The 25,002-nt window shown below is 69.7% G+C and carries 25 protein-coding genes and 1 tRNA gene; 15 read left to right on the top strand and 11 right to left on the bottom strand.

Annotated elements, in window-relative coordinates; translation table 11 throughout:
• From A2790_RS22090 to ssb, 7 genes are all read left to right on the top strand, one after another.
• Positions 1-550: flagellin (locus A2790_RS22090; RefSeq protein ID WP_293396531.1), on the top strand; the 550-nt coding region annotated here is incomplete at its 5' end.
• A 121-nt stretch (positions 551-671) separates the two neighbouring features.
• Positions 672-953 (top strand): flagellar protein FlaG, encoded by a 282-nt coding sequence (locus A2790_RS22085; RefSeq protein ID WP_293396529.1) that lies wholly within the window; start codon positions 672-674, stop codon positions 951-953.
• A 182-nt stretch (positions 954-1,135) separates the two neighbouring features.
• Positions 1,136-1,972, top strand: a complete 837-nt coding sequence (locus A2790_RS22080; protein WP_293396527.1) for a flagellin — start codon at positions 1,136-1,138, stop codon at positions 1,970-1,972.
• 142 nt (positions 1,973-2,114) lie between these two features.
• Complete coding sequence (locus A2790_RS22075; RefSeq protein ID WP_293396525.1) at positions 2,115-4,904, top strand: hypothetical protein; 2,790 nt, start codon at positions 2,115-2,117, stop codon at positions 4,902-4,904.
• 40 nt (positions 4,905-4,944) lie between these two features.
• A complete protein-coding gene (locus A2790_RS22070; protein WP_293396523.1) occupies positions 4,945-5,667 on the top strand; it encodes a hypothetical protein in 723 nt (240 codons plus the stop codon).
• 10 nt (positions 5,668-5,677) lie between these two features.
• A complete protein-coding gene (locus A2790_RS22065; protein ID WP_293396521.1) occupies positions 5,678-6,052 on the top strand; it encodes a hypothetical protein in 375 nt (124 codons plus the stop codon).
• Positions 6,053-6,214: 162 nt separating this feature from the next.
• Positions 6,215-6,691: a single-stranded DNA-binding protein gene (gene ssb, locus A2790_RS22060; RefSeq protein ID WP_293396519.1), complete on the top strand. Its 477-nt coding sequence runs from the start codon at positions 6,215-6,217 to the stop codon at positions 6,689-6,691.
• 32 nt (positions 6,692-6,723) lie between these two features.
• Here the strand turns inward: ssb and A2790_RS22055 are convergent, their stop codons facing one another.
• From A2790_RS22055 to A2790_RS22035, 5 genes are all read right to left on the bottom strand, one after another.
• Entirely contained in the window at positions 6,724-8,424 is a 1,701-nt protein-coding gene (locus tag A2790_RS22055) for a tetratricopeptide repeat protein (RefSeq protein ID WP_293396518.1), read from the bottom strand.
• 65 nt (positions 8,425-8,489) lie between these two features.
• On the bottom strand, positions 8,490-9,281 hold the full coding sequence (locus A2790_RS22050; RefSeq protein ID WP_293396516.1) for a tryptophan 2,3-dioxygenase: 792 nt from the start codon (positions 9,279-9,281) through the stop codon (positions 8,490-8,492).
• 83 nt (positions 9,282-9,364) lie between these two features.
• A complete protein-coding gene (locus A2790_RS22045) occupies positions 9,365-9,820 on the bottom strand; it encodes a DUF3617 family protein (RefSeq protein ID WP_293396514.1) in 456 nt (151 codons plus the stop codon).
• A 62-nt stretch (positions 9,821-9,882) separates the two neighbouring features.
• On the bottom strand, positions 9,883-10,971 hold the full coding sequence (locus A2790_RS22040) for a 2OG-Fe(II) oxygenase (RefSeq protein ID WP_293396512.1): 1,089 nt from the start codon (positions 10,969-10,971) through the stop codon (positions 9,883-9,885).
• On the bottom strand, positions 10,968-12,005 hold the full coding sequence (locus A2790_RS22035; protein ID WP_293396510.1) for a 2OG-Fe(II) oxygenase: 1,038 nt from the start codon (positions 12,003-12,005) through the stop codon (positions 10,968-10,970). The genes A2790_RS22040 and A2790_RS22035 overlap by 4 nt, the downstream gene beginning before the upstream one ends.
• Positions 12,006-12,169: 164 nt before the next feature.
• Here A2790_RS22035 and gyrA point away from each other — a divergent pair, with 164 nt between their 5' ends.
• The 7 genes from gyrA (at position 12,170) to tgt (ending at position 19,651) form a co-directional block, all read left to right on the top strand.
• The gene (gene gyrA / locus A2790_RS22030) at positions 12,170-14,962 is read left to right on the top strand and encodes a DNA gyrase subunit A (RefSeq protein WP_293396508.1); all 2,793 of its coding nucleotides are present in this window, start codon (positions 12,170-12,172) and stop codon (positions 14,960-14,962) included.
• Between the two features lie 138 nt (positions 14,963-15,100).
• A complete protein-coding gene (coaD, locus tag A2790_RS22025; RefSeq protein WP_293396505.1) occupies positions 15,101-15,595 on the top strand; it encodes a pantetheine-phosphate adenylyltransferase in 495 nt (164 codons plus the stop codon).
• 39 nt (positions 15,596-15,634) lie between these two features.
• Positions 15,635-16,498 (top strand): peptidylprolyl isomerase, encoded by an 864-nt coding sequence (locus tag A2790_RS22020; protein ID WP_293396502.1) that lies wholly within the window; start codon positions 15,635-15,637, stop codon positions 16,496-16,498.
• Positions 16,495-16,959: a peptidylprolyl isomerase gene (locus A2790_RS22015; protein WP_068878622.1), complete on the top strand. Its 465-nt coding sequence runs from the start codon at positions 16,495-16,497 to the stop codon at positions 16,957-16,959. The genes A2790_RS22020 and A2790_RS22015 overlap by 4 nt, the downstream gene beginning before the upstream one ends.
• Positions 16,960-16,965: 6 nt before the next feature.
• Positions 16,966-17,406 (top strand): hypothetical protein, encoded by a 441-nt coding sequence (locus A2790_RS22010; RefSeq protein WP_293396498.1) that lies wholly within the window; start codon positions 16,966-16,968, stop codon positions 17,404-17,406.
• A gap of 35 nt (positions 17,407-17,441) precedes the next feature.
• Positions 17,442-18,518 carry a tRNA preQ1(34) S-adenosylmethionine ribosyltransferase-isomerase QueA gene (gene queA / locus A2790_RS22005; RefSeq protein WP_293396535.1) on the top strand — a complete coding sequence of 359 codons (1,077 nt, stop codon included), beginning with the start codon at positions 17,442-17,444 and terminating at the stop codon, positions 18,516-18,518.
• Positions 18,518-19,651: a tRNA guanosine(34) transglycosylase Tgt gene (tgt, locus tag A2790_RS22000; RefSeq protein WP_293396495.1), complete on the top strand. Its 1,134-nt coding sequence runs from the start codon at positions 18,518-18,520 to the stop codon at positions 19,649-19,651. The genes queA and tgt overlap by 1 nt, the downstream gene beginning before the upstream one ends.
• On the opposite strand, the gene A2790_RS21995 is transcribed toward tgt, so the two are convergent.
• Positions 19,626-20,318, bottom strand: a complete 693-nt coding sequence (locus A2790_RS21995) for a hypothetical protein (RefSeq protein WP_293396492.1) — start codon at positions 20,316-20,318, stop codon at positions 19,626-19,628. The two genes, tgt and A2790_RS21995, sit on opposite strands and share 26 nt — an antisense overlap.
• A gap of 126 nt (positions 20,319-20,444) precedes the next feature.
• Between A2790_RS21995 and A2790_RS21990 the strand changes: the two genes are divergently transcribed.
• Positions 20,445-20,519, top strand: a tRNA-Lys gene (locus A2790_RS21990).
• Between the two features lie 26 nt (positions 20,520-20,545).
• Here the strand turns inward: A2790_RS21990 and A2790_RS21985 are convergent.
• From A2790_RS21985 to A2790_RS21965, 5 genes are all read right to left on the bottom strand, one after another.
• A complete protein-coding gene (locus A2790_RS21985; RefSeq protein WP_293396489.1) occupies positions 20,546-20,737 on the bottom strand; it encodes a hypothetical protein in 192 nt (63 codons plus the stop codon).
• 45 nt (positions 20,738-20,782) lie between these two features.
• Positions 20,783-21,133, bottom strand: a complete 351-nt coding sequence (locus A2790_RS21980) for a hypothetical protein (RefSeq protein ID WP_293396486.1) — start codon at positions 21,131-21,133, stop codon at positions 20,783-20,785.
• 50 nt (positions 21,134-21,183) lie between these two features.
• Entirely contained in the window at positions 21,184-22,632 is a 1,449-nt protein-coding gene (locus A2790_RS21975) for a pilus assembly protein N-terminal domain-containing protein (protein ID WP_293396484.1), read from the bottom strand.
• Positions 22,633-22,775: 143 nt separating this feature from the next.
• Positions 22,776-23,234 (bottom strand): hypothetical protein, encoded by a 459-nt coding sequence (locus A2790_RS21970; RefSeq protein ID WP_293396481.1) that lies wholly within the window; start codon positions 23,232-23,234, stop codon positions 22,776-22,778.
• Between the two features lie 97 nt (positions 23,235-23,331).
• Entirely contained in the window at positions 23,332-24,987 is a 1,656-nt protein-coding gene (locus A2790_RS21965; protein ID WP_293396478.1) for a glycosyltransferase family 4 protein, read from the bottom strand.
• Positions 24,988-25,002: the final 15 nt, after the last annotated feature.

The following is a 25,002-nucleotide window of genomic DNA, read 5'->3' as shown; positions in this document are numbered from 1 at the left end:
GGAAAAGGCCCTGGCCGCCGCCGACGCCTCGCTCGACGCCAACAGCCGCACCGCCCTGAACGAAGACTTCAAGGCGCTCCGTGACCAGCTGTCCAAGGCCGTGTCGAACGCCGAATTCAACGGCATCAACATGGTCAAGTCGGGCGGCACCACGATCGCGGCTCTGGCGAACGCCGACGCCACCTCGAAGATCACGGTCGCTGCGCAGAGCCTCGCGCTCGGCGGTTCGAACGTGACGGTCGCGGCGGCGGGTTCGATCGGCACGATCTCCACGGCGACCGCCATGATCGCCACGGTGAACACCTCGATCACCAACGTCTCGACGGCCCTGAGCCGCCTGGGCACGGGCTCGAAGTCGCTGGGTTCGCACCTGGACTTCGTGAACAAGCTCCAGGACTCGATCGACGCCGGCGTGGGCAACCTCGTCGACGCCGACCTCGCGAAGGAAAGCGCCAAGCTCCAGGCTCTGCAGACCAAGCAGCAGCTGGGCGTTCAGGCTCTCTCGATCGCGAACCAGTCGTCCTCGATCCTGCTCGGCCTCTTCCGTTAAGGCCAGGCGCCGCGGAGCTCCAGGGCTCCGCGGTCCGTCAATCGCGTCGGCGGGCAGGGGAGACCTTGCCCGCCGTTCGCCCTGATCTGGAGCGCTGCACGCACGTTCAGCGAAGGGAGAAATGGACAGAAAGCTCGCGGCCGTCGCGCCCGCGCCCGAGTCCGGAAGGCCCCAGCTTCAGACCGCGCCGCCCGCCAAGAGCGAGCCGCCGGTCGCCAAGGGGCCGGATCCGGTCGAGATGCGACTGGTCATAGAAGTGGATCAAGCCAGCGGTTCGTTCGTCTACAAAACGATCAATCGGCTCACCGGCGAGGTCATCCAGCAGCTGCCCAGGGCGGAGGTCCTGAAGCTCAAGGATGGCGGACAGTACGCCGCCGGGACCGTCATCCGAACCGAGGTCTGATCCCAAAGGGCGCGCAGCCCCCGCGCGCACCTAGGACAAATTGTCCCGACCGCCCCAGGCCAGCCTGGCGGCGGCAAACGTCGTTAATGTTGTTAACCATATTGGAACCAGCGCTTCCTAGCTTGAAGCCACGTCCTGGATGCGAGTCGCAGCCGAGGGCGTCCCGCCGCTAGGAGAGCGTCATGACGATCAGCGTCAACACGAACAAGTCCGCGCTGACCGCGCTGCAGAACCTGAACCGGACCAACGACGAGTTGGCCAACGTCCAGAACCGGGTGAACACCGGCCTGAAGATCGCCAACGCGAAGGACAACGCGGCGGTCTGGGCCATCGCCCAGGGCCAGCGGGCCGACATCGGCGCCTTGGGCGCCGTGCGGATGAGCCTGGATCGCGCCCAGTCGATCGCCGAAGTAACGATGACCGCCGGCGAGACGATCTCGGATCTGCTCGTGGATCTGAAGTCCAAGGTCGTCGCCGCGATGGACACGTCGCTGGACGCAGCCTCGCGCACCGCGCTCGATTCGGACTTCAAGTCGCTCCTTCGCCAGATCCAGCAAGTCACCTCGAACGCCTCGTTCGACGGCGCCAACCTCCTGGATGGCTCGGTCGGCGCGAACATCCAGTTCCTGGCCAATGCCGAGGCCACGCAGCGGATCACCCTGTCCACCCAGAACATGTCGCTGGGCGGTTCGATCATCACCATCGGAAGCGCGGCGTCGATCTCGACGGTCACCAACGCCACCGCCATCCTGTCGAACCTCAACACCTCGATCACCCAGGTGAACCAGGCGCTGGGCAACCTCGGCTCGCAGGGCAAGCAGATCGAGGCTCACCTGGGCTTCGTCTCGAAGCTGACCGACGTGCTGGAAGCCGGCGTGGGCAACCTGGTCGACGCCGACCTCGCCAAGGAGAGCGCGCGCCTTCAGGGCCTCCAGGTCCAGCAGCAGCTCGGCGCCCAGGCGCTGTCGATCGCCAACCAGGCGCCCCAGATCGTGCTGCAGCTCTTCCGCGGCGGCTAAGCCGTCCAAGTTTCCGTTGGGGCGTAAGAGAGAGCCTGGGCGCCGGTCGCCCAGGCTCTTTTTCTTTCGGTCCTTAGCAAGCCGTAAACGATCCTTGCCGCAAGGTTGCAGGCGGCGGACTAGCTAGCCGCCGAAGAGCGCCATGGTCACACCCATCGACACGAATCTGCTGCTCGGCATCTACAACACCCGCGCGGGTGTTGGCGGGGTGTCGCTGGCCGGCGGTTCGAGCTCGAGCAAGCGCGTGGCGCCCACCGCGCCGTGGACCCAGGAAACCACCGCGGCCGAGGCCAGCGCCGCCGTCAAGGGCGTGCTGGCGGGCCGCAAATTCATCAACGAAAGCGCCGCCCAGCTCGACCTGCCGGGGGCGAGCCAGGACTATCGGAAACTCTTCGCGCTCTATCAGGGCCTGTCCGTGCTGAACGGCCTGGTGGAGCAGATCCAGAAGAAGGGCCTGAGCAGCGCCGAGAAGTCCCGGATCCAGAGCACCTTCGCCAAGGGCCTGAACGAGGTGATGGCCTATTCGAAGGCCGCGGACCTGGACAAGGTGCGGCTGACGTCGGGCGAGGTCGCCACCTCCGCCAAGACGACCGTCCCGGTGCAGGCCAACAAGACCGAGTACGTCACCACGCCGATCTTCGCCGGCACCAGCGCCGACGCCGTGCCGCAGTTCGCCGGCAACGTGAAATTCTCCATCGCGGTCAAGCGCTCCGGCGTGACGTCCAACATCGACATCGACCTGAACGACGTCGTCGGCACCCGGTCGATGGCCAATGTGGTCAACTTCATCAACGGCAAGCTTGAGGCCGCGGGCGTCGATACGCGCTTCGCCACCCAGCGCCTGCCGGGGGCCGAACGCACGATCCAGGCGGGCGGCCAGACGATCAAGCTGGGGCCCGGACCGGACCAGTGGGCCTTCAAGGTCAAGCCGGGTGGCGAGACGGTGACGTTCAGCGCGGCGGCGACCGAGCCCGCGGTCTACATGACCCAGGCCATCGGCGACCCCAATCCGGACGGCAAGGTCGACACCGACGACGGCGTCATCAGTCAGCAGCTGCTCAAGTTCCAGACGGACACGGCTACGGTCGACGCGCCGGTGGCGGGCCAGAACGACGCCAACTGGGTGGATGGGCGGGCGTTCGCCAAGACGCTGAGCGCCGAGATCAAGACGGTCCGCGCCACCAAGGTCGGCCCCGACGGCTCGGTCTACATGCTGGCCGATGTGACCAACAAGACCGGCGGCCAGGACATCAAGGGCGAGCAGGACGTGGCCCTGCTCAAGTACGATTCGGCCGGCAATCTGCTCTACACCCGCACGCTCGGCGCCTCGGACAAGGCTTCGGGCCTGGGCCTGGCGGTGGCCGCCGACGGTCGCGTGGCGATCGCAGGCTCCGTGGTCGGCGGCCTCAACGGCGCCCAGGAAGGGGCGATGAACTCGGGGCCGAACGGGGCCTTCGCCGACCAGACAGACAGCTTCGTGACGGTGTTCAACGCCGAGGGCGAGGAAATGTGGACCCAGCGGCGCGGCGCGCGGCTGGCCGACGAGGCGAGCCAGATCGTCTTCGGCGACAACAACATGGTCTATGTGGCCGGCCGCTCGAAGTCCGCGCTGCCGGGCGCCACCAGCCTGGGCGACTGGGACAGCTACATCGAGGGCTTTGGCCCCCCATCCACCGACCCCATCACCAAGGGCAAGGTGCCGGCGACCTTCACCCAGAGCTTCGGCTCGGCCGGCGCGGACCGTCCGGCGGGGATGGTGCTGGACGGGACGAACCTGATCACCGCCAGCGTCGAGGACGGGCGCGCGGTGCTGCGCCGCTTCGACATCTCGTCCGGATCGCCGGTCCTGACCTCCACCCGAGACCTGGGTGATCTGCAGGGCGGCGACATCGTGGGGCTGTCGCTGGACGGCGGCGACGTGGTGATCGCCGGCTCGACCTCGAACGGCGGCCTGGCGGTGGGCAGCACGACCAAGGCGCTCTCGGGCGGCGTCGACGCCTTCGCCGCGCGGATCCCCAAGGACCTGAGCGCCGGGGGCACGCTTGCTTACTACGGCGGGACGGGGGACGACCGCGCCACCGCCCTCTCGGTTTCGAATGGCGAGGTCTACGTCGCGGGCTCGGCCGGAACCGATCTGCCGGGCCAGCCCCCGGTGGGCAAGAAAGACGGCTTCCTGGCCCGCATCGACATCGCCACCGGCAATGCCGACTGGTCTCGGCGCTTCACCGGCAAGGAAGGCTACGCGACGCCCGGTTCGCTGGCGGTCGACGCCAGCGGCGCCAGCTCGCTGGACCGGCTGGGCCTGCCCAAGGGCACGCTCGACTTCACCGATTCGCAGAAGATCACCGCGGCGAGCAGCCTGCGGGCGGGCGAGCAGTTCACCGTGCGCTCCGGCACAGGGCGGGCCCAGACGGTCACCATCGACGCCGACGACACGCTCAACACGCTTGCCACCAAGATCAAGCGCGCCACCGGCTTCCAGGCCAAGGTCGCGGTCACCACCTCGGGCGGCGTGCGGAAGCTGACGGTGACACCGCTCAACAACCGGACGGTGATCGAGTTCGGCGCGGGCAAGGTGAACAAGGACGCCCTGGAGTTCCTGGGCATCCCCGAGGGCATCGTCCGCAACACCGTGATCAGCGACAAGGGCGCCTCTGTGCCCGCCGACGGCAAGGGGCAGATCTTCGGTCTCGGCCTGGAGGCGGACCTGCGGCTGGACACCGCCCTGGAGATCGCCCACTCGGCGGCGGACATCGCCAACGCCATGGGCGTGGTGCGCAAGGCTTACAAGGACCTGGTGACCCAGGCGACGCCGCAGAGCCAGCAGGCCGCCGCTGCGGCCGCTGCAGCCGCCGCGACCGGCGAGGTTCCCGCCTATCTGAAGAACCAGCTCGCCAACTATCAGGCCGCGCTCTCGCGTCTCGGCGGCTAGACGGCTTGAACGCGGGCCGCTTGGGGGCTAGCGAGACGCGATGGAGACGCCCCCTCCGGCCCCCGACCAGCCATCCGCCCCGAAGCCGCCGCGCCGCGGTCCACCCGTCGTCGTGCTCGGCGGCCTCGGCGCGCTCGTCGCCGGCGGCGTGATCGCCTGGGTGCTGGTGTCCGGCGACCGCGGGCCCGCGCCTGCGCCCCCGGCGTCCGAGGGCGGGCTGGTGATCGATTCCAGCGCGGCGGAAGACGGCCGCATCGACCCGGGCAAGCCGCTGCGCTGCTTCGTGCAGGGGCAGTTCGTCGGCGAGCTCAGCCTCACCGACTGCGCACGCCGCAACGGCGTCGCCACCGACGCCCTGGACGTGGGCCTGGACGAGACGGGGGCTCTGGCCGCGGCGCAGCAGGCCGGCGCCCAGCTCATCCCGCTGCCGCCGGTCGAGGAGGGGCCGCTGTCCGCCACCGAGGAGTCCGCGCTGCCGCCGGCGGAGTCCGAGGAGGCCGACGTCGAGAGCGCGCTGCCGGGCACATGCTGGCGTCATGGGGGCGGCCGCTGGCGGCGCGTCTCCGAGGATGGGGGGCTCGACGCCTGTGTCCAGACCCTGTTCGCCGGCCGCTGCGAGCGGCCGGGCGGCGCCTCGTACGGGCGGTTCGGCTCCCAGACCCTGCGGCTGGTGGCCGGCAAGGTCGAGATCTCGGACGACAACCGGGCCTTCCGCACCCTTGTCCCGCAGGCTCCGGATTGCAGTCTGCCGCCGGTGGGATAGGTTCGCGGCCATGTCCGCGAAACCCCTGCTTGTCCTCGCTGTCGCCGCCCTGGCGCTCACCGCCTGCGCGAAGAAGACCACGCCGCCGGGCGACGCCGGGATCTGCTACCACGTGGTCCCGCAGAAGGACGGCTCGCTGAAGTACAACAAGCTGGTGCAGGCGGCGAGCCTGGAGCAGTGCGCGGCCAACCTCGAGGCCATGCGCATCAAGTTCCTGACCCTGGGCGGCAACCAGCAGGAGATCTACGGCGCCTACCAGGCCAACTTCCTGTTCCTGGTGAAGGAGGGCGTGATGACCTCCACCTCGCTGGAGGGGCCGCGCTATGTGGCCCTCGTGCGGACGGGAGACGGCCGGCTGGCGATCCCCGGGGCGATGCCGCAGTAGCGGATTCATCTGTGGACGGGTTCCGCGAGGCGAGAACGTAAGCGGAACATTTGGGTTGATGCCGTTTCCGCGACGCGCTAGCGTCGCCCGCTGCGAACCTTTCTGGCGCGCTCAACGACGGGCATCGGCCCGCCTTCTACGGAAACCAAGGAACACATCGACATGGCGGGCAGCGTCAACAAAGTCATCCTGGTGGGCAATCTGGGCGCCGACCCCGAGATCCGCTCGCTGGGCTCGGGCGACCGGGTCGCCAACCTCCGCATCGCCACGTCCGAGACCTGGCGCGACCGCAATTCCGGCGAGCGAAAGGAAAAGACCGAGTGGCACCGGGTGGTGATCTTCAACGAGAACCTCGTGAAGGTGGCTGAGAACTATCTGCGCAAGGGCGCCAAGGTCTACATCGAGGGCAGCCTGCAGACCCGCAAATGGTCCGACCAGTCGGGACAGGAGAAGTTCTCCACCGAGGTGGTGCTGCAGAAGTTCCGCGGCGAACTGACCATGCTGGACGGCCGTGGCGGCGACGCCGAGCAGGGCGAAGGCGGCGGCTATGGCGGCGGCTTCTCCTCCGGCCCGCGCCAGTCCAGCTCGGCCCCCCGCGAAGACTTCTCCGCCAACCTGGACGACGAGATCCCGTTCTAGGGCCGAACGTCCGCTAGGATCAGAACCGGCGGTCAGTTCCCTTTGGAGCTGGCCGCCTTCTTCGTTTGAGGGGGCGGGAACGCGGCGCGCAGCGCGGCGCCGACGCCCTCCATCACGTTCGCCCAGTCGTAGGACTTCTCGCCCGCGAAGACGCGGGCCTGAGGGTACCAGGGATAGCCGTCCGCGCCGAGTCGCGGCCAAGCGTCGGGCGTGGTGACCAGCCAGGTCGGCGCGCCGACGGCGGCGGCGATGTTGGTCGTGGCGGTCGCCGGGCCGATCACCAGGTCCAGCGCCAGGCTGAGCGCGGCAAGCTCGTCGAGGTCCATGCGCAGGTCGAGGCCGGGGAGGGCGCGGATGTCCCCGTTCAGGCTCTGGGCGATGACGCGCAGCTCGTCGTCGCAGTCGCCGATCTGGAGGTTGATGAAGGTCACGCCGGGGGCGCCGAAGACCGGGCGCCAGAGGTCGAGCGGGGGATAGAATTTCTGGCGCTGCGAGGTCATCACCAGGCTCCGCCAGATCACGCCCACCTTCGGCCCCGGCCCGATTCCGGCGAGGGTGGCTTTCCAATGGTCGACCCGCCGGGGATCGGGCTTGAGGAAGCCGGTGGGCGCTGTCGGGAAGTCGCCCAGCTCGCGCCGATGGCTGCGGAGGAAGTCGCCCATGCGCGCCCAGGTGTCGTAGGCGTCCGGCGGCATGTCCGGGGCGTCCCGAACGGTCCGGCCTTGATCGCGGCGCGTGTCGTGGGCCACCACCTGCGCCGCCTCGAAGGATCGCTGGAAGAGCGCGACGAGCCGGGGTTCTACGGCGAGCAGCATCCGGCCCGACTGGCCGATCTCCCGCGCCACATCGGCGAGGACGTTGGCGAAGAGAATCTCATCGCCCAGTCCCTGTTCCCCGACCACCAGGACCCGCCGCCCGGCCAGCGGCTCGCCCGGCGTCCAGGCCGGCGCGGCGAAGGCGTGATGGACGTAGTCCGGATAGGCCTCCTCGTTCCGGACGGCGTAGGCGTCCCAGCCGGCGCCGATCTCGCCCGCGGCCAGCAGCAGATTGGACCTCGCGTACCGGTACATGGCCGCCTGGGCGAGGCTGTCGGCGCCCAACGCGATCGCCCGCTCGCAATCGTCGAGGGCGCCCCGGAAGTCGGCGACGGCCCGCCGGGCGTTCGCGCGGTTGAAGTGGGCCGTGTGCAGATCGTCCTGCAGCCGGATCGCCTCGTCGAAGAAGACCAGCGACTGCCCCGCCTGGCCCGACTCGAACAGGACGCAGCCCAGGGTGTTCCAGAGGAGGGCGGAGCCTGGATTGTCCGTGATGGCGCCGCGAAGCAGGTCGATCGCCTCTGGAAAGCGGGACTGCTCGCAATAGGCGTAGGCCAGGTCGTTGGCGATCTCGATGGAGGCGGGGTCCTGCTGGCGGGCGCGCAGGAGGAACCTCTCCGCGAGCTGCGGCAGGCGCAGGAGACTGGCGAGGCGGGCGATGTCGCGGGCGAGGCCGGCCTCGTTCGGCGCGATCGCCAGGGCGTGTTCGTAGGCGTCCAGCGCGCCGGCGTAGTCCCCAAGCTTTTCCCGGAACACCGCGAGCAGGCGCCAGGCCTGGCCGCTCCCGGCGTCGGCCGCGGCGGCGTCCGTGGCGAGCCTGGCGGCGAGGGCGAAGTCCTTCCTGCCGTCGGCGTCGACGGCGCGGCGGAGGAGATCGGCGGCTCTCCGGCGCCCGGCTTGCGAAAGGTCGCGGGTCACGGGCGTCGCCCTCCAGGGATGTGAGGCCAGGGTTGGCGGATTCGATTAAGGCTTGTCGAACACGGCTAGAGCCGGGTCCTCAGGGACCAGAGCTCGGGGAAGCAGCGGCGCTGCAGGGTGCGCTGCAGGTAGCTGGCGCCCTCGCTGCCGCCGGTGCCGCGCTTGCCCCCGATGATGCGCTCGACGGTCAGCACGTGCTTGTGCCGCCAGGTCAGCAGGGCGTCGTCCAGGTCCACCAGCTTCTCGGCCAGCTGGTAGAGTTCCCAGTAGCGCCGGGTGTCCCGGTAGACCGCCAGCCAGGCGTCCTCGACGGCGGGGTGGGGCGCATAGGGCTGGGTCACGTCGCGCTCAAGCACCTCGGCGGGGACGTCGAGGCCGTGGGCCGCCAGGCGATGGATGGCGTCGTCGTAGAGGCTTGGCGCCTCGAGCGCGGCTTTAAGGGTCGCGAGCGCCTCGCTGCCCTCGTCCTGGAACGCCAGGAACGAGGCGTCCTTGAGGCCCAGGAGGTATTCCAGGGTGCGGAACTGCCAGGACTGAAAGCCCGAGCTGGTCCCGAGGCCTGCCCGGAAGCTGAGGTAGTCGGACGGGGTCATGGTCGCCAGGACGTCCCACGACAGGGTCATGATCGTCTGGATGCGCGAGACCCGGGCGAGAGCCTTGTAGGCCGGCTCCACCTCCTGCGAGCGGATCAGGCGCTTTGCCAGCCGCACCTCGTGGATGATCTCCTTCAGCCACAGCTCCTTCGTCTGGTGGATGACGATGAAGAGCATCTCGTCGTGGCGGTCGGTGGTGGGGTGCTGGGCGGTGAGCAGCCGGTCGAGGCCCAGGTAGCCGGCGTAGGTGATGGTGTCGGTCATCTTGGGCGTGAGCAACGCGCCGCCGCGCGGCGAGTCAAGACGCGGGGCGGGCGTGGCGCAGCTCCGCCCGTCGCCAGCTGACGCTAGTTCGCCGCCGCAGCGGGGCTGGGCTCGGGGGGCGGGCAGGCGTCGGCGATGCGGCGGGCTTCGGTGGAGGCCTTGCCGGCGATGTCCAGGCCCAGGAACTCGGTGGCGATCTCTGCGGTCAGGTTGAAGCTGGTCGGGGTGTAGGAGCCGGAGCCCTGGACCGCGACCTTGCGGCCCTTCTTGCTGACGCAGGTCCCCTTGAGGGTGATCCGGCCGCCCGAGAACACCTTGGTGGGGTAGGTGCAGGCGTAGTGGCGGTTGGAGGGGCCGGCCAGGAACTTGTCCACGTCGGCCGGCGTGATGCAGCGCTTCTCGGTCTTACTCTGCTTGATGGGCGACAGCAGCCGGTTCGTGGACTCCCAGTAGCCGGGCAGGATCGTCGTGGCGGCCTGGGCCGCGCCGGTGGGCGCGAGCGCGGCGAGGGCGATCAGGAAGGCGGGGGCGGCTTTCATGTGGCGGCGGACTCTACGGCTGATTTCGGCGCCAGGGTGACGGGCGCTGGATGAACCTCGGCTTAGCGCGCGTCGGCGGGCTGCGGCGCGCGGGACTCCATCAACGCCAGGTTCCGCTCCCGGATGCGCTGGCCTTCTTCGTCGTAGAGGAACGGCAGGAAGGCGTACCGACGGCCGCGGGTGACCGGCGTGGCCTCGTGCAGGAGGTTGCAGTTGAACACGACCGCGCCGCCGGTCGGGGGCCGATAGGTCCGGGTCCCGAACTCGGGAAAGCGCAGGTCGCCGCCGTCGTACTCGCCCGCGTTGAGGTTGATGGAACAGGCGAAGCGGCGATGCGCCGTGGCGAGGCTCTGGTTGTCGCGGTGCGCGTGGAAATAGCCGCCTTCCTCCGCGTCGTAGCAGGAGACGATGTAGCGCTCGATGCGGGTGGCGTCGAACTGGAAGGTGCGCCGGACCATCGGCGCGATGGCGCGCCGGATACGGGCGATGATCTCGGCGCGGAGGTCGGCGTCGTCCTTGAGGTTCACGTCGCGGCGCTTCTTCATGCCGTCCATGATCCCGACGGTGCGTCCGTCGACATCGCGCATGACGCCGGAGGGCTCGCCGCCACGGGCTTCGTAGAGGTCGATCAGCCGGCGGCAGAACTCCGGCTCGAAGACCCGCGGCACGATCAGCACCGGCGCGACCAGCGAGACGCCTGCGTAGGCGTCGAGTGGCGGCAGGCCGGCGAGGATCGGGCCGAACACGGCCTCGGGCTGGTCGATCGGCGCACGGGCGACGAGGCGGCTGGCGGGATCCAGCAGCAGCCACGCGCCTTCCTCCGGACCCAGATGGAACAGCGGCGCGATCCGGTCCTCGGGGTCGAAGAACCAGCGCTGGCCCGGCGCGTGGTCGGGCGGGATGGCGTCGCTCTCGGGTTCCCGCGCGACGAAGAAGGCGGCCAGGAAGCGCCCCTCGAAACGCCGCATGAGGGGCTCCACGGCGGCGATGGCCGCGTCCCGGGCGGCGGCATCGCGCGGCATGAAGGCCAGCAGCACGTGCCGGCCGGCGACCGTGCTGAAGTGGAAGGCCGGGTTGGTGCGGCTGACCGCCGCGAACTCCGGCGCCATGTCGCCCAGGCTGAGCGGAGGCAGGGCCCAGCGACCGCTCACGCCGCAGCTCCCTCGGCGCCCGCCACCTCGGCCTGGTAGGCCCGCAGGGTGGCCGTCCCGGCCTCGTCGTAGAAGAAGGGCAGGAAGGCGTAGCGGCGGCCCGCCGTCACCGGCCGCGCCTCGTGCATCATGGCGCAGGAGAACACCACGGCGCCCCCGAGCGGCGGGCGGTAGGTGGCGGAGCCGTACTCAAGGAAGCGCAGGTCCCCGCCCTCGAAGCCGTCGTTCAGGTTGATCGAGCAGGCGAACTTGCGGTGCGCGGTGCCGCGGGTGGTGTTGTCCCGATGGGGGTGGAACACGCCGCCGTCGCCGGCGTCGTAGCAGCTCACCAGGTAGCGCTCGATCTCAGTGACCGTGAAACCGAGGCCGCGGAGGATCATCGGGAAGAGACGACGCTCCAGGCGCTCGCGAAGGGCGGCCTGGAGTTCGGGATCGCGGATCCACAGGTCGCGCCGCTTCTTCAGCTCGTCCATGACCGGCACGGTGCGGCCATCGATATCGCGCATGACGCCGGTGAACTCCCCGCCGTCCGCCTGGTGCATCTCGATCAGCGCCTGGCAGAGCTCGGGCTCGAGGACCCGCGGCACGATCAGAACCGGGGCGTGCAGGGGCGTTCCGGCGTGGTCGGCGGGGGCGGGCAGGGCGGCGACCTGGGCCAGCATCGCCTCGGCCGCCTCCACCGGCGCCGTGGCCATGGCCCGCAGCGTCGGGTCGAGCAGCAGCCAGTGCGGCTGGGGGCCGTAGTGGCGGGTGATCGATCCATCCGCATCCAGCATCCAGCGCAGGCCGCGCATGTCCCGCAGGCCGGCCTCCATGGCGCCGTCGCGGTACACCACCAGGGCGCAGGCCTTCACCTCGTCGAACAGCCGCTGGTTCGCCGCAAGCGCCCGGAGCGCCGCCAGCCGGGGCTCGGGCGCGTCCGGGAGGAACAGCACCAGCACATGGCGGCCGGCGGTCGTGTCGAAAGCGAATTCCGGGTTGGAGGGCGTCCGGGCGGTGAACCAGGGCGCATTCTGGCCAAAGGCGAGCGGCATCCGGCCAGCCTAGAGCTTCGAACGGCCAAGGTCATCAGCCTAGGCTTTAGCCCTCGCGTACGCGCGTGTACGCACATGCGTGCGCGTGAAGTGGCGTCCGGCGCTTGGGGGTGCTAACTGGAGCCCCTATTTAACCAGTCCGATTCGAACGGTTTTTCCCTCCCTTGACCGACGACAGCACCACCACCCCGCCCGAACACGGCCCGGGGGGCATCGCCCCTATCGCCATCGAAGACGAGCTGAAGCGCTCGTACCTCGACTACGCCATGAGCGTGATCGTCAGCCGCGCCCTACCGGACGTGCGCGACGGTCTGAAGCCAGTGCACCGGCGGATCCTGTTCTCCATGGGCGAACAGGGTCACACGCCTGACCGCAGCTACGTGAAGTCGGCCCGGGTCGTCGGTGACGTGATGGGTAAGTATCACCCGCACGGCGACGTCGCGATCTACGACACCTTGGTGCGCCTGGCGCAGCCGTTCTCGATGAGCCTGTTGCTGATCGACGGCCAGGGGAACTTCGGCTCGGTCGACAACGATCCGCCGGCGGCCATGCGCTACACCGAGAGCCGCATGACGCGGGCCGCCATGGCGATCCTGGCGGACCTGGACAAGGACACGGTCGACTTCAAGGACAACTACGACGGCTCCGAGCAGGAGCCGGTGGTCCTGCCGTCGCGCATCCCCAACCTGCTGGTGAACGGCGCGGGCGGCATCGCCGTCGGCATGGCCACCAACATCCCGCCGCATAACCTGGGCGAAGTGGTCGACGCCTGCCTCGCCTATATCGACGATCCCGAAATCGGCCTGGACGCGCTGCTGGACATCGTGCCGGGGCCCGACTTCCCGACGGGTGGCCAGATCGTGGGCCGCACCGGACCGCGCACGGCGCTGATGACCGGCCGCGGCTCGGTGATCATGCGCGGCATCGCCAACGTCGAGGAGATCCGGAAGGATCGCGAGGCGATCATCATCACGGCGATCCCGTACCAGGTGAACAAGGCGGCGCTGGTCGAGCGCATCGCCGAACTGGTGCGCGAAAAGCGGGTTGAAGGGGTCTCGGACCTGCGCGACGAGAGCGACCGTCAGGGCATGCGCATCGTCATCGAGATGAAGCGCGACGCCTCGGCGGACGTGTTGCTGAACCAGCTCTACCGCTTCACGCCGCTGCAGACCTCGTTCGGGGTCAACATGCTGGCGCTGAACCGCGGCCGGCCCGAGCAGATGGGCCTCCGGGAGATGATCACCGCCTTCGTGGAGTTCCGCGAAGAGGTGGTGGTCCGCCGCACCAAGTTCGAACTGTCCAAGGCCCGCGACCGCGGCCACGTCTTGGTTGGCCTGGCCATCGCTGTGGCCAATATCGACGAGTTCATCCACATCATCCGCTCGTCCAAGGACCCGACCGAGGCGCGCGAGCGCCTGGTGGCCAGGGACTGGCCGGCCGGCGACATGCTGCCGCTGGTCGAGCTGATCGCCGACCCGCGTACGCTCGTGATCGGCGGCAACGAGATCCGGCTCACCGACGAACAGGCGCGCGCCATCCTGGCGCTGACCCTGTCGCGCCTGACCGGCCTGGGCCGCGACGAGATCTTCGGCGAGGCGCGCGAACTGGCGGAGATGATCCGCGGGCACCTCGAGATCCTGGCCTCGCGCGAGAAGATCATGGGCATCGTCCGCGAGGAGCTGGTGGCGGTGAGGGAGGCCTTCGCCGTGCCGCGCCGGACCGAGATCATCGACGGCGACGCCGATGTCGAGGACGAGGACCTGATCGCCCGCGAGGACATGGTCATCACCGTGACCCACGGCGGCTATGTGAAGCGTACGCCGCTCAGCCTCTACCGAACCCAGCACCGGGGCGGGAAGGGTCGCTCGGGCATGGCGACCAAGGAGGAGGACGCCGTCACCCGCGTGTTCTCCGCCAACACGCACACGCCGATGCTGTTCTTCTCGTCGGGCGGCAAGGCCTACCAGCTCAAGGTGTGGCGCCTGCCGGTGGGCACGCCGACCTCGCGCGGGAAGGCGTTCGTCAACCTGCTGCCCATCGAACCCGGCGAGAGCATCACCTCGATCCTGCCGCTGCCTGAGGACGAGGCGACCTGGGACCAGTACGACGTGATGTTCGCGACCCGGTCGGGGAACGTCCGCCGGAACAAGCTCAGCGACTTCATCGGCATCAAGCGCAACGGCAAGATCGCCATGAAGCTGGACGAGGGCGACCAGATCATCGGCGTGGGCGTCTGCAACGCCGAGCAGAACGATATCCTGCTGACCACGGCGCTGGGCCGCTGCATCCGCTTCGCCACGGAGGAGGTGCGGGTCTTCGCCGGCCGTGATTCCACCGGCGTGCGTGGCATTCGCCTGGCCGAGGGCGACAGCGTCATCTCCATGGCCATCCTGCGCGCTGTGCCGGCCACCCCGGCGGAGCGCGCGGCCTACCTCAAGCACGCCAAGCTGATGCGGGCGGCGACGGACGGGGAGGACGGCGAAGACACGGCGACGGTCGAAGAGGACGACGGCGAGGGCGGCGAGGACCAGGTCAGCCTGAGCCCCGACCGCATCGCCGAACTGGGGGCGGCCGAGGAGATCATCCTCACGGTCTCCACCGAAGGCTTCGGCAAGCGGACCTCGGCCTACGAGTTCCGGCGTACCGGCCGCGGTGGTCAGGGCCTGCTGGCCCAGGACCTCACCAAGCGCGGCGGCCGCCTGGCCGCATCGTTCCCGGTGGACGAGGCCGACGAGATCCTGCTGGTGACCGACCAGGGCCAGCTCATCCGCACCCGGGTGGGCCAGGTCCGGCTGGCGGGCCGCAACACCCAGGGCGTCACCATCTTCCGGACCAGCGCCTCGGAGCACGTGGTCTCGGTCGAGCGCCTCGCCGACCAGGGTGAGGACGACGTCGAGGTCGCGGGCCCCGACGCCGGGGACGACGCCGCCGCCGCGCCCGAGACCGGACAGGAATAGTCCTGCGCGCGAAACCCTGGACCACGACCCACGGTTTCGCGCGTCCGGCCCTCACCCTGCGGCAGGTCGATTTCCGCTTGCCATCCAAGCGCCCGGCGGCGAAAGGGCGGAGGTCGAGTTGGGGGGATCCTGAGCCGCATGACCCGCGTCGGACTCTATCCGGGTACGTTCGATCCCATCCATAACGGGCATACCGACATCATGGGCCGCGCCGCCAAGCTGGTGGACAAGCTGGTCATCGGTGTCGCCATCAACGCCGGCAAGGGCCCGTTGTTCTCGCTCGACGAGCGGGTCGCCATCGTCGAGGAGGCGGTGGATCCCCTGCGCAATCAGTGCGAGATCGTGGTGCAGCCCTTCGAGGGCCTGACCATGCACTTCGCCCGCGAGGTCGGCGCCAGCGTCATCGTGCGCGGCCTGCGCGCCGTGGCCGACTTCGAGTTCGAGTTTCAGATGACCGCCATGAACCAGCAGCTCGACCGCGAGATCGAGACGGTGTTCTTCATGGCCGATCCGCGCCACCAGGCCATCGCCTCCAAGCTGGTCAAGGAGATCGCCGTGCTGGGCGGGGAGGTGACGAAGTTCGTCAGCCCCTCCGTGAAGGCCCGGCTGATGGAGAAGGTGGGCCGCGCCTAATCTCTGGCGAAGCGGCGGCGACCTCGCTACGAGAGCGCCATGACGTTCAAGTCCGTCCTGTTCGCCGCAGCGTTCGCGGCCCTCGCGACCACCGCTTCCGCGCAGAAGGCGCCGGCTCCCGCCGCGCCGCAGCCGTCCGCGCCGAGCGCCGCCGACTGGCGCACGCCCAACGCCGACGACGTGCTGGTGATCGACACCAACAAGGGCCGCATCATCGTCGAGCTGGTTCCCGAGGTCGCGCCGCTGTGGACCACGCGCATCCGCGAGCTCGCCCGCGAGCACTTCTACGACGGGCATACCTTCTTCAGGGTCATCGACGACTTCATGGCCCAGACCGGCGACCCGGAGAACCGGGGCACTGGCGGCTCGACCAAGCCCGACGTGAAGGCCGAGTTCCAGTTCCGCCGCGGCCCCGAGACGCCCTTCGCCCTGGTCGCCGACCAGAGCGTGGCCGAGGTGGGCTTCATCAAGTCGCTGCCCGTCACCACCCAGTCGATGATGCTGGCCCCGCTCACCCGCGACGGGAAGATTTCCGGCTACGGCCTGTTCTGTCCCGGCGTGGGCGGCGCGGCGCGCGGCGAGGCCGAGGATTCGGCCAACAGCCAATTCTTCCTGATGCGCGCGCACTACCCGATGCTGGAGCGGCGCTATACCGCCTGGGGGCGGGTGATCTCGGGTCTGGACGTGGTGCGCGCCATCAAGGTCGGCGAGCCCGTGCCCGATCCGCAGGACCGCATGGAACGCCTGCGCCTGCTGAGCGATATGCCTGAGAAAGACCGGCCGAAGATCCGCGTGATCGATCCGGCCGGACCGTGGTTCAAGGCCGAGATCGCCCGCGCAAAGGCCGCGGGCGGCGCAAACTTCACGGCCTGTGACGTGAACATCCCTGTCGAGGTGAAATGATGGACGCCGAAAACACCCTTCTGCTGGAGCTGGAAACCGGCCCCGTGACGATCAAGCTGCGGCCGGATCTCGCGCCCCAGCACGTGGCCCGCATCAAGGAGCTGGCCCGCGAAGGCTTCTACGACGGCGTGGTCTTCCACCGCGTGATCCCGGGCTTCATGGCCCAGGGCGGCGATCCCACGGGCACCGGCACCAGCGGCTCGAACAAGCCGAACCTGCCGGCGGAGTTCTCCAAGGAGCCGCACGTGCGCGGCGTCTGCTCGATGGCCCGCACCGCCAACCCGAACTCGGCGAACAGCCAGTTCTTCATCTGCTTCGACGACGCCCGCTTCCTCGACGGCCAGTACACCGTCTGGGGCGAGGTGACCGAGGGGATGGAGCATGTGGACTCGCTGCCCAAGGGCGAGCCGCCGCGCAACCCCGGCAAGATCGTCTCGGCCAAGGTCGCCGCGGACGCTTAAAGGCCCATGGCCGCGCGCCTGAAGGTGTTCGTCACGTCGGACGGCCTGACCGACTACGTCGTGGCGACCACCTCCAGGCCGAAGGCGCTGGAGGCCTGGGGCAGTCACCAGGACCTGTTCAAGACCGGCCTCGCCCGAGAGACCGAAGATCCGGCCCTCGTGAAGGCGGCGACGGCGCAGCCTGGCCAGGTTCTGCGCCGGGTGGCGGGATCGCGTGCGACGCTGGAGAAGCTCAAGCCGGCGAAAGCCCCCAAGCCTGCGAAGCCCGCCGGCCCGTCCAAGGCCGCGCTGAAGAAGGTTGCGGACCTGGAGGCGCAGCTCGCAGAGGCGGACGCCGCTTTTGCCCGCGAGATTGCCGCGCTGGAGGCCCGCCAGGCCAAGGCGCGGGCGCGCCTGGAGGCCTCGCTCGCCAAGGCGCGGGAGGCGTTGACGCCGCGCCGACCTTGACGCGCGCGCCTGTGCATGCGCTTCACCCGCCCTTCATGCAGCTCGCCGACTTCGACTTCGACCTGCCCGAGGAGCGGATCGCCCTGCGGCCCGCCAGCCCGCGGGATTCCGCCCGCCTGCTCCTGGTCAAGCCGGGGGAGGCGCTGCGCGACCTCCAGGTCCGGGACTTGCCGGACCTGCTCAGGGCGGGCGACGTCCTGGTGGTCAACGACACACGGGTGATCCCGGCGCGGCTCAAGGGCGTCCGTGTGCGGGGCGACAGCCGCATCGCCGTCGAGGCGACCCTGCACCAGCCGAAGTCCGGCCATGTCTGGACCGCCTTCATGCGACCCGGGAAGAAGCTGGCGCCCGGCGACCGGCTGCATTTCGGGGAGGCTGACGACCGCGCCTGCTTCCTCGGGAGCCTCGACGCGACGGTGCAGGCCAAGGGGGAGGGGGGCGAAGTCACCTTGGCCTTCGACCTCTCCGGCCCCGACCTGATGGCTGCGATCACCGAGCGCGGGATGATGCCGCTGCCGCCCTACATCGCCGCCAAGCGGAGCGAGGACGAGCAGGACCGGGCAGACTACCAGACGGTCTATGCCGCCGAGGACGGCTCTGTGGCCGCGCCCACCGCCGGCCTGCACTTCACGCCCGAGCTGCTGGCGCGGCTTGAGGCCCTGGGCGTGGGCTTCGAGCGCGTGACCCTGCACGTCGGCGCCGGGACCTTCCTGCCGGTGAAGACTGAGGATCTGACCGAACACAAGATGCACGCGGAGTGGGGCGAGATCGACGCCGCGACGGCCGAGCGCCTCAACGCCGCGCGCGCCGCCGGTGGGCGGATCGTCTGTGTCGGCACCACCTCGCTGCGCCTCCTGGAGAGCGCCGCTGCCCCCGACGGCACGATCCGCCCCTTTGCCGCCGAGACCGCCATCTTCATCACGCCCGGCTACCGTTTTCGCGCGGCCGACGGGCTGATGACCAACTTCCACCTGCCGAAATCGACGCTGTTCATGCTGGTCTCGGCCTTTGCTGGGCTCGATACGATGCGCGCCGCCTACGCCCACGCTATCGCGACGGGCTATCGCTTCTATTCCTACGGCGACTCCAGCCTGCTCTGGCGGGTGGCCTGATGGCCGGCTTTCCGTTCGCTATCGCCGCGACCGACGGCAAGGCCCGCGCGGGCCTGCTCTCCACGCCCCGCGGGGAGATCCGCACGCCGGCGTTCATGCCGGTGGGGACCGCCGGGACAGTAAAGGCCCTGACGGTGGACCAGGTGACCGCCACCGGCGCCGACATCATCCTGGGCAACACCTATCACCTCATGCTCCGCCCGACGGCCGAGCGAGTGAAGCGGATGGGCGGCCTGCACCGCTTCATGCGCTGGGAAAGGCCGATCCTGACCGACTCCGGCGGCTTTCAGGTCATGTCGCTGGGCAAGATCTCCAAGGTCACGGAAGAGGCGGTGACCTTCCAGAGCCACATCGACGGCAGCCGCCACGTGCTGTCTCCCGAACGATCGATGGAGATCCAGGCCGATCTGCTGGGCTCCGACATCGTCATGCAACTGGACGAACTGGTGGCGCTTCCGGCGACGCCGGAGCGGGCCGCCGAGGCGATGCGGCGCTCGGCCCGCTGGGGACAGCGATCAAAGAACGCGTTCGGCGAACGAGATGTGCAAAATCTCTTCGGGATCCAGCAGGGTGGTCTGGACCCGGCCCTGCGACGGGAATCCGCCGAGCGCCTGCAGGAGATCGGCTTCGACGGCTACGCCATCGGCGGCCTGGCGGTGGGTGAGGGGCACCAGGCCATGTGCGAAGCGCTGGACTTCGCCCCGGACATGCTCCCGCCAGACCGGCCCCGCTACCTCATGGGGGTCGGCAAGCCGATCGACATCGTGGAGGCGGTCTACCGGGGCGTGGACATGTTCGACTGCGTCCTCCCCACCCGCTCCGGCCGTCATGGCCAGGCCTGGACCTGGGATGGCCCGATCAACCTGAAGAACGCGCGGTTCGCCGAGGACGAGGCCCCGCTCGACGCGGCCAGCGACGTCCCCGCCAGCCGCGACTATTCAAAGGCCTACCTCCACCATCTGGTGAAGTCGGACGAGATCCTGGGCCAGGTCCTACTCTCCTGGCACAACCTCGCGTTCTTCCAGGCGCTCATGGGCCAGATGCGGACGGCGATCGCCGATGGGACCATGGCCGCGTTCCGCGCCGCCTTCGCCGCCCGGCAGCGGCCTACCGGACCGGATACTTCGGCGTAAGGCCGCCCTTCGCCGGCGGCCGCTTGACCGATGTGGCCTGTCTCGTCGCCGCGCGCTCGTGGGACGGCGTGGCCGGCGGGAGGCACCCCTTGGATTCGCCCAGGCCCTTCAGATAGGCGCGGCGAACGTTGCCCGCGACGATCGCCGACTGCACCAGCCTGTCGTGGGCCTCGGCGCCGGTGAGCTTGCGGACAAAGCCGCGGAAGGGGATCGCGTCGGAGGCCAGGTCGGCGGCCGCGCCCAGCGCCGTGGACTTGCCACGATCCATCAGGTTCTCGTCGCCCACCGGGACGCGGTCCATGTCCGGCCCCAGAGCTTCGTCGAGAGGCCGCACCAGCGCCGCGAGGGCGGAACACTTGAAGCTGCGCGGCGGCCGGGCGTAGGGATCCTCCAGCGCCTGCAGCAGCACCTCCGGAATCTCGGCCCGCACCATGTTGAGGTCGCGCAGCGGCGCGGTGGCGGCGCCTTCGACGCTCTCGCGCTTCAGTTCGTCGGACGTCTTCACGCGGTTGGCGGGATCGGGCGGCGGCGGCGGCGGGGGCAGCGGGGCGGCGGCGGCCCGCTTTGGAGCGGTCTTGGGGGCCGGCTTGGTCTGGGCCGACGCGCCGCCGGCCAGACTGGCTGCTGCGATGATGGCGACGATCAGGTGGACGGGGCTCGTACGCATGCCGGCACAATACGCGCGCCAGTCGCGCTGTTAAGCGTTTGCCGCGAAACCCGGTTTGACTTTCGCTCGCCGCCCTCTAGGTTCCGCCCGCTTCGCCCGGGCGTCACAACCAGACGCCCGCGTCGGGGGCCGGTAGCTCAGTGGTAGAGCATTCGACTTTTAATCGAATGGTCGTGAGTTCGAACCTCACCCGGCCTACCAACCCAAATGGGTTGTGAATCAGCGCACTAGAGAGACTTTCTCACGATCTTCGCGGGCGCTGGATCCAGCGAATGGATCAGCCGCCACACCGGCCGTTGCGCCGCCAGCATGAAGCCCGCGAGCGCGAGTCGGAACGGGCTGTCGAAGCTCATGAGGATCAGCACGAAGACGGCCAGAAGGGGCCACATCCACAGCGCGGTAAGGTTAAGACGACGCATGTCCGGAGTGGGACACGCGGCACACAGACCGGCAAGCGGACTCGCCTAGGACGGGCAACCGGCGCGGTGGGCCGACGGATGCTCTACGACCGGAAGGCCTTTGGTTGCCGGCTCCGGGCTCATCTGCACCACCTGGGCCAGCGATGAAGCGCATCGGGCGGGGGTGAACTCGGCCCGGATCAGAATGCGGGCGGGCGGCGCATGCGCGTTCCCGGCGGTGGGAGCCGGCAGGGTCAGCACGCATTCGAGGTCGGCGCCCGCGGAACGGGGCGTCGCCGCACAGCGCGTAATCCCCATCGGGACCGGCGTCGCGTCGCCAAGCACGAGGATCGGCTGGGACGCGGCTGCGGTGGCAGCGGCGGAAAGGGCGACAGCGGCGGCGACGAGCAACCTCACGGGGGATCCTCCACGGGCGGACGTCGCAGAGGCTCTCACGAGTCGGCAGGTCAGGCGCGGTCCCGGAATATCGCGGCGAATCGAGAGGCGGTCTGCTTGGCCCAGCGCGCGGTCGGGCGCAGCACATCGCGGACATCCGCAGCCAAAGCCCGGAGCGGCGAAACTCGCGGGCGCGGGGTTGGCGGTGGCGGCGGCGAGGCGATGGGAGGGGGCGAGGCGTCCGCCACCGCCGCCGGCTCGGTCAGCGGGGATGAGACCTCGGCGGCAGTCCGGGGGGTCACGAGGATCGCGAGCTCACGCCGGGCCTCCTTCCGGCGTGACGCGCCCAGCAGCGGCGCAAGGGCGCGGCCGACGATGGGGATGCGGCCAACGAACGGGACGTCGCGGGCGCTGCGCTCCGAGCTCTCCTCCAGGAGCCCCGCGATCATGAACGTCTCGCCGTTGCGGAGATCGGCGACGGTGGCGGCGCGACGCGTCCTGAGCGCCGGGACGGTGAAGCCGGCCACGCGCAGCGACACCGAGGGATCGATGTCGCTCAGCTCGGCGTCGACGGCGACGCGGATCGTCCCGTTCTCGCGAATGACCGGCCTTACGGTCATGGCGGCGCCGTAGGGCTTGAACTCGATGGCGATCTTGTCGAGGTCCTGAGGGACCGGGAATGGAAACTCGCCGCCGGCGCGGAACGAGGCCGTCTCTCCCGATAGCGCCACCACGGACGGCTCGGCCAGCACCCGCAATTCGCCGTTCGCTTCCAGCGCCTGCAGCGCCGCGTCCAGCCGCAAGCGGCCGTCGTGGGCGCTGAACTGAGCGGTCCCGAATGGTGGGTCTACGCCGATGGGAACGCCGCCCGTCGCGATGGAAAGTTCTGGGCCGTTTGTGAGACGTACGGCTGTCGCTACGTCCCGGAGACCGCTTTGAGTGACTTCGACGATCCGGACGTCGAGCAGCACCTGGGCGGCGCGGGCATGAAGGCGCGAGACCACGGCGTCGGGCGCGACCTGTTCGGCCAGCCGCTCGGCAATGGTCGCAACCGATGGGCTGGAGACCTCGCCCTCCAGCAGCAAACTGGACGAGAGCTGTTTGACGATGATGGGCTCGCCCGGGAGCGCCTCCGCAAGCAGATCGCGCAGCGCCTGGGCGTCGTAGCCGACGTGTATGTCCAGGGTCTGGGTCAGGCGCCCCTGGCGGTCGTAGACCAGCAGGTTGGTCGTGCCGACCTGGCTGCCGAGGACGTAGAGGCCGTCGGGCGCCGGTCCCACCTGCGCCGTTTCGGGCTGGGCGATCACGACCTTGCCGACCGAGCCATCGGCCTGGAGGCCGACGCCTTTATCGAGCGGCGCGTGGATGGTCGATTTGGCCACTGCCTCGCTCGACAGCTCGTGCGCCGCGCCCGGCGAAGCGACGGCCACTGTGCAGACGCAAGCGACCACGCCCGCGAGCCTCCGCGAGGACGCCCGCAGGCCCCGCATCGCGGCGGCGATGGCGCGGTGGAGCTTCATCCGCGTCAGAACGCCACAGCTGCCGTTCGATTAGCCCTAACGGGCATGGTTAACGAATGGTCGCTAACCGCCCACGAGAAAGGGCCGGCGGACGCTTCGATACGTCCGGCCGGCCCTCGGTCGCCCCACCGTTGTCGGGAGGATCAGTTGTTCGAGGTCGCGCCCTTGGCGAGGTAGGCGTCCAGAGCCTGGCGGGCGACTGTCTTGCAGCCGCTGGACTCGGCCGTGCGAACGATGTCGTCCAGGCTGGTCAAGGTTTCCGCCGCCGGGCAGATGCCGCCGCGGCGGGCCCCGAAGGTGCGGCCGGTCGGCGGCGGCTCCACCAGCGACCGCAGCGTCTCGAAACGCGCGCTGTCGGCGGCGGCCATGCGGGCGCCCGGAACGGTTGCGCCGGCGGCCGCGCCACGCAGGGTGACAACCTCGCCGGTGGCCCGCATGAGCGTCAGCGTCTTGCCGGCGCCCAGCGCCACCTTGGCCCCCGCGTCGAAAGCCTGGCCGCGCTTGAAGCCCGGATCGGTCGAGTTCACCACGATGTAGTCGCTGGCGGCGGCAGTCCCGCCAATCGCGAGCGAAAACGCCACTCCAATCAGTAGTTTGCGCATCTGTCTTGCCCCCGAAGGAAGTCTTGGCTCGTTCCCGTATCCGGCGCGGACTATCACACGCAAGCCCTGAACGGAACCTGAACTACGGCCTTGTGTCTCATGTACGCGGCGTTGCGCCGCACAGACGCAAAAGGCCGAACTTCGCCAGCCAGACCAGGCCGCGCTCGACGAACGGCCGGCGTTCCGGAGGCATCGTCGCCAGGAGCGCGCCCACCGTGCGCGGCCCCGTCGCCAGGCACTCCAGGAGCCGAAGCGCCTCGTCCAGGCTCGGCAGGCGCGCCGCGTCCGTGCGGGCGGAAGGGTGGCCCACCACAGCGACGGCCGCGTCGCGATCGAACGGCGCGGCGAGTTCCACAATGTCCGCGGCGCTGAGCGCGGCCGTCGGATAGCCGGCGAACATGCGGAAAGGGTCGGGCCGATACGGGTTCTCAAGCGCCGGGTGGACGGGCGCCGCGGTCCGGCGACGCTCGAGCTCCGACCAGAGAGCCTGGTACTGCGGGATCACCACGCGCCAGTCGAAGACCTCGCGCGCCCGGGTCTGCGCCGCCTGTCCCATGCGACGGCGCAGGTCCGGATCGCTGAACAGCAAGGCCAGCGCCTCGGCCGTCTCGCCGATGTCGACGGCGGCGAACATCGAGGCGGCGGCCGCATAGGCCTCGTAACTCACCAACCGCTGGGCGTAGGCGTAGATCAGGTCCGAGCCCAGGCCAGGCCGGGGCGCCGTCGTGCGGATCCGGAACCCGTCGACGCCGTGCCGCACCGTATCGCGATAGCCGTCCCAGTCGCTGACGACGCACGGCAGGCCAGCGGCCATGGCCTCCACCGGCGTCAGGCCGAACGTCTCCTGGATGTTGTCGGACAGCGACAGGAAGATGTCGGCGGCGCTGACGATCTCGTCCCGCGTCCGGGTCGAGGCGTGCTCGACGAAGCGCAACTCGACATCGGGGGCGAAGGCTGCGGCGGCGCTTCGGAACGCCTCCTCGTCCGCAGGCCGGCGGGCGCCGCCGTACAGCAGCCAATATATCGGCCGGCCGAGCCGCCGGGCGGTCTCCTGCAGGGCCAGGCCCATCGGGCCCGGGTGCATCTTGGTCGCAAGCTTGAACCGCCCCATGAAAAGGGCGACGGACGCATCGGCCGGGATGTCGAGCTGTTCACGCCAGCGGCGGCGGACCTCGGGGTCGGCGCCGAAGTCGGCGGTGTGCACGCCCAGGGGGATCGTGACGAGCTGGGCCGGCGGAATGCGCGCGGCGCCGAACCGTTCCTGCAGGTAGGTGGCGACAGATTCCAGAAGCGTTTCCGTGGCGTTACGGACGGAAGCTGACGTGCAGACGAGCGCGTCCCAGGGCTGCAGCGGGGCGAGCAGGAGCGCGCCGATCTCGTTGAGGATATGGGTCTCGGCGATGGTGTGGGTGACGCCGGTGATCGAGTAGGCGTTCCCGCCCAGCGCCCGCCGCGCCCAGGCTTCGTCCTTCAACTCGGGCGTCGGCATGTGCACCGCGCCGGCCTCGGCCAGACCTGACCGGTCGGCACGCCCAAGCCAGGTGATCGGCTTGTCGGGCGCGCCCAGGCGCCGCAACAGGGCCTCCAGCTCGCCCTGGTCCTCGTCGCGGACGTTCCAGAGATGGAAGCGCTCGCCGTCGGCGTACTGCAGGAAGCCCCGCAGGAAGCCTTCGCCCGCGGCCTGGCGGCCCATGGGACGCGGAATCGAGGCGTCGTAGGGCTCGCTGCTGAAGTGGATGGCGGCGTTGGCCATCGGGGATGGTCGCCG

Origin of the sequence: Phenylobacterium sp. RIFCSPHIGHO2_01_FULL_69_31, from assembly GCF_001824475.1 — a bacterium.
In the GTDB taxonomy this organism is placed as follows: domain Bacteria; phylum Pseudomonadota; class Alphaproteobacteria; order Caulobacterales; family Caulobacteraceae; genus Phenylobacterium.
This window is presented reverse-complemented; position numbering and strand designations above follow the sequence as displayed.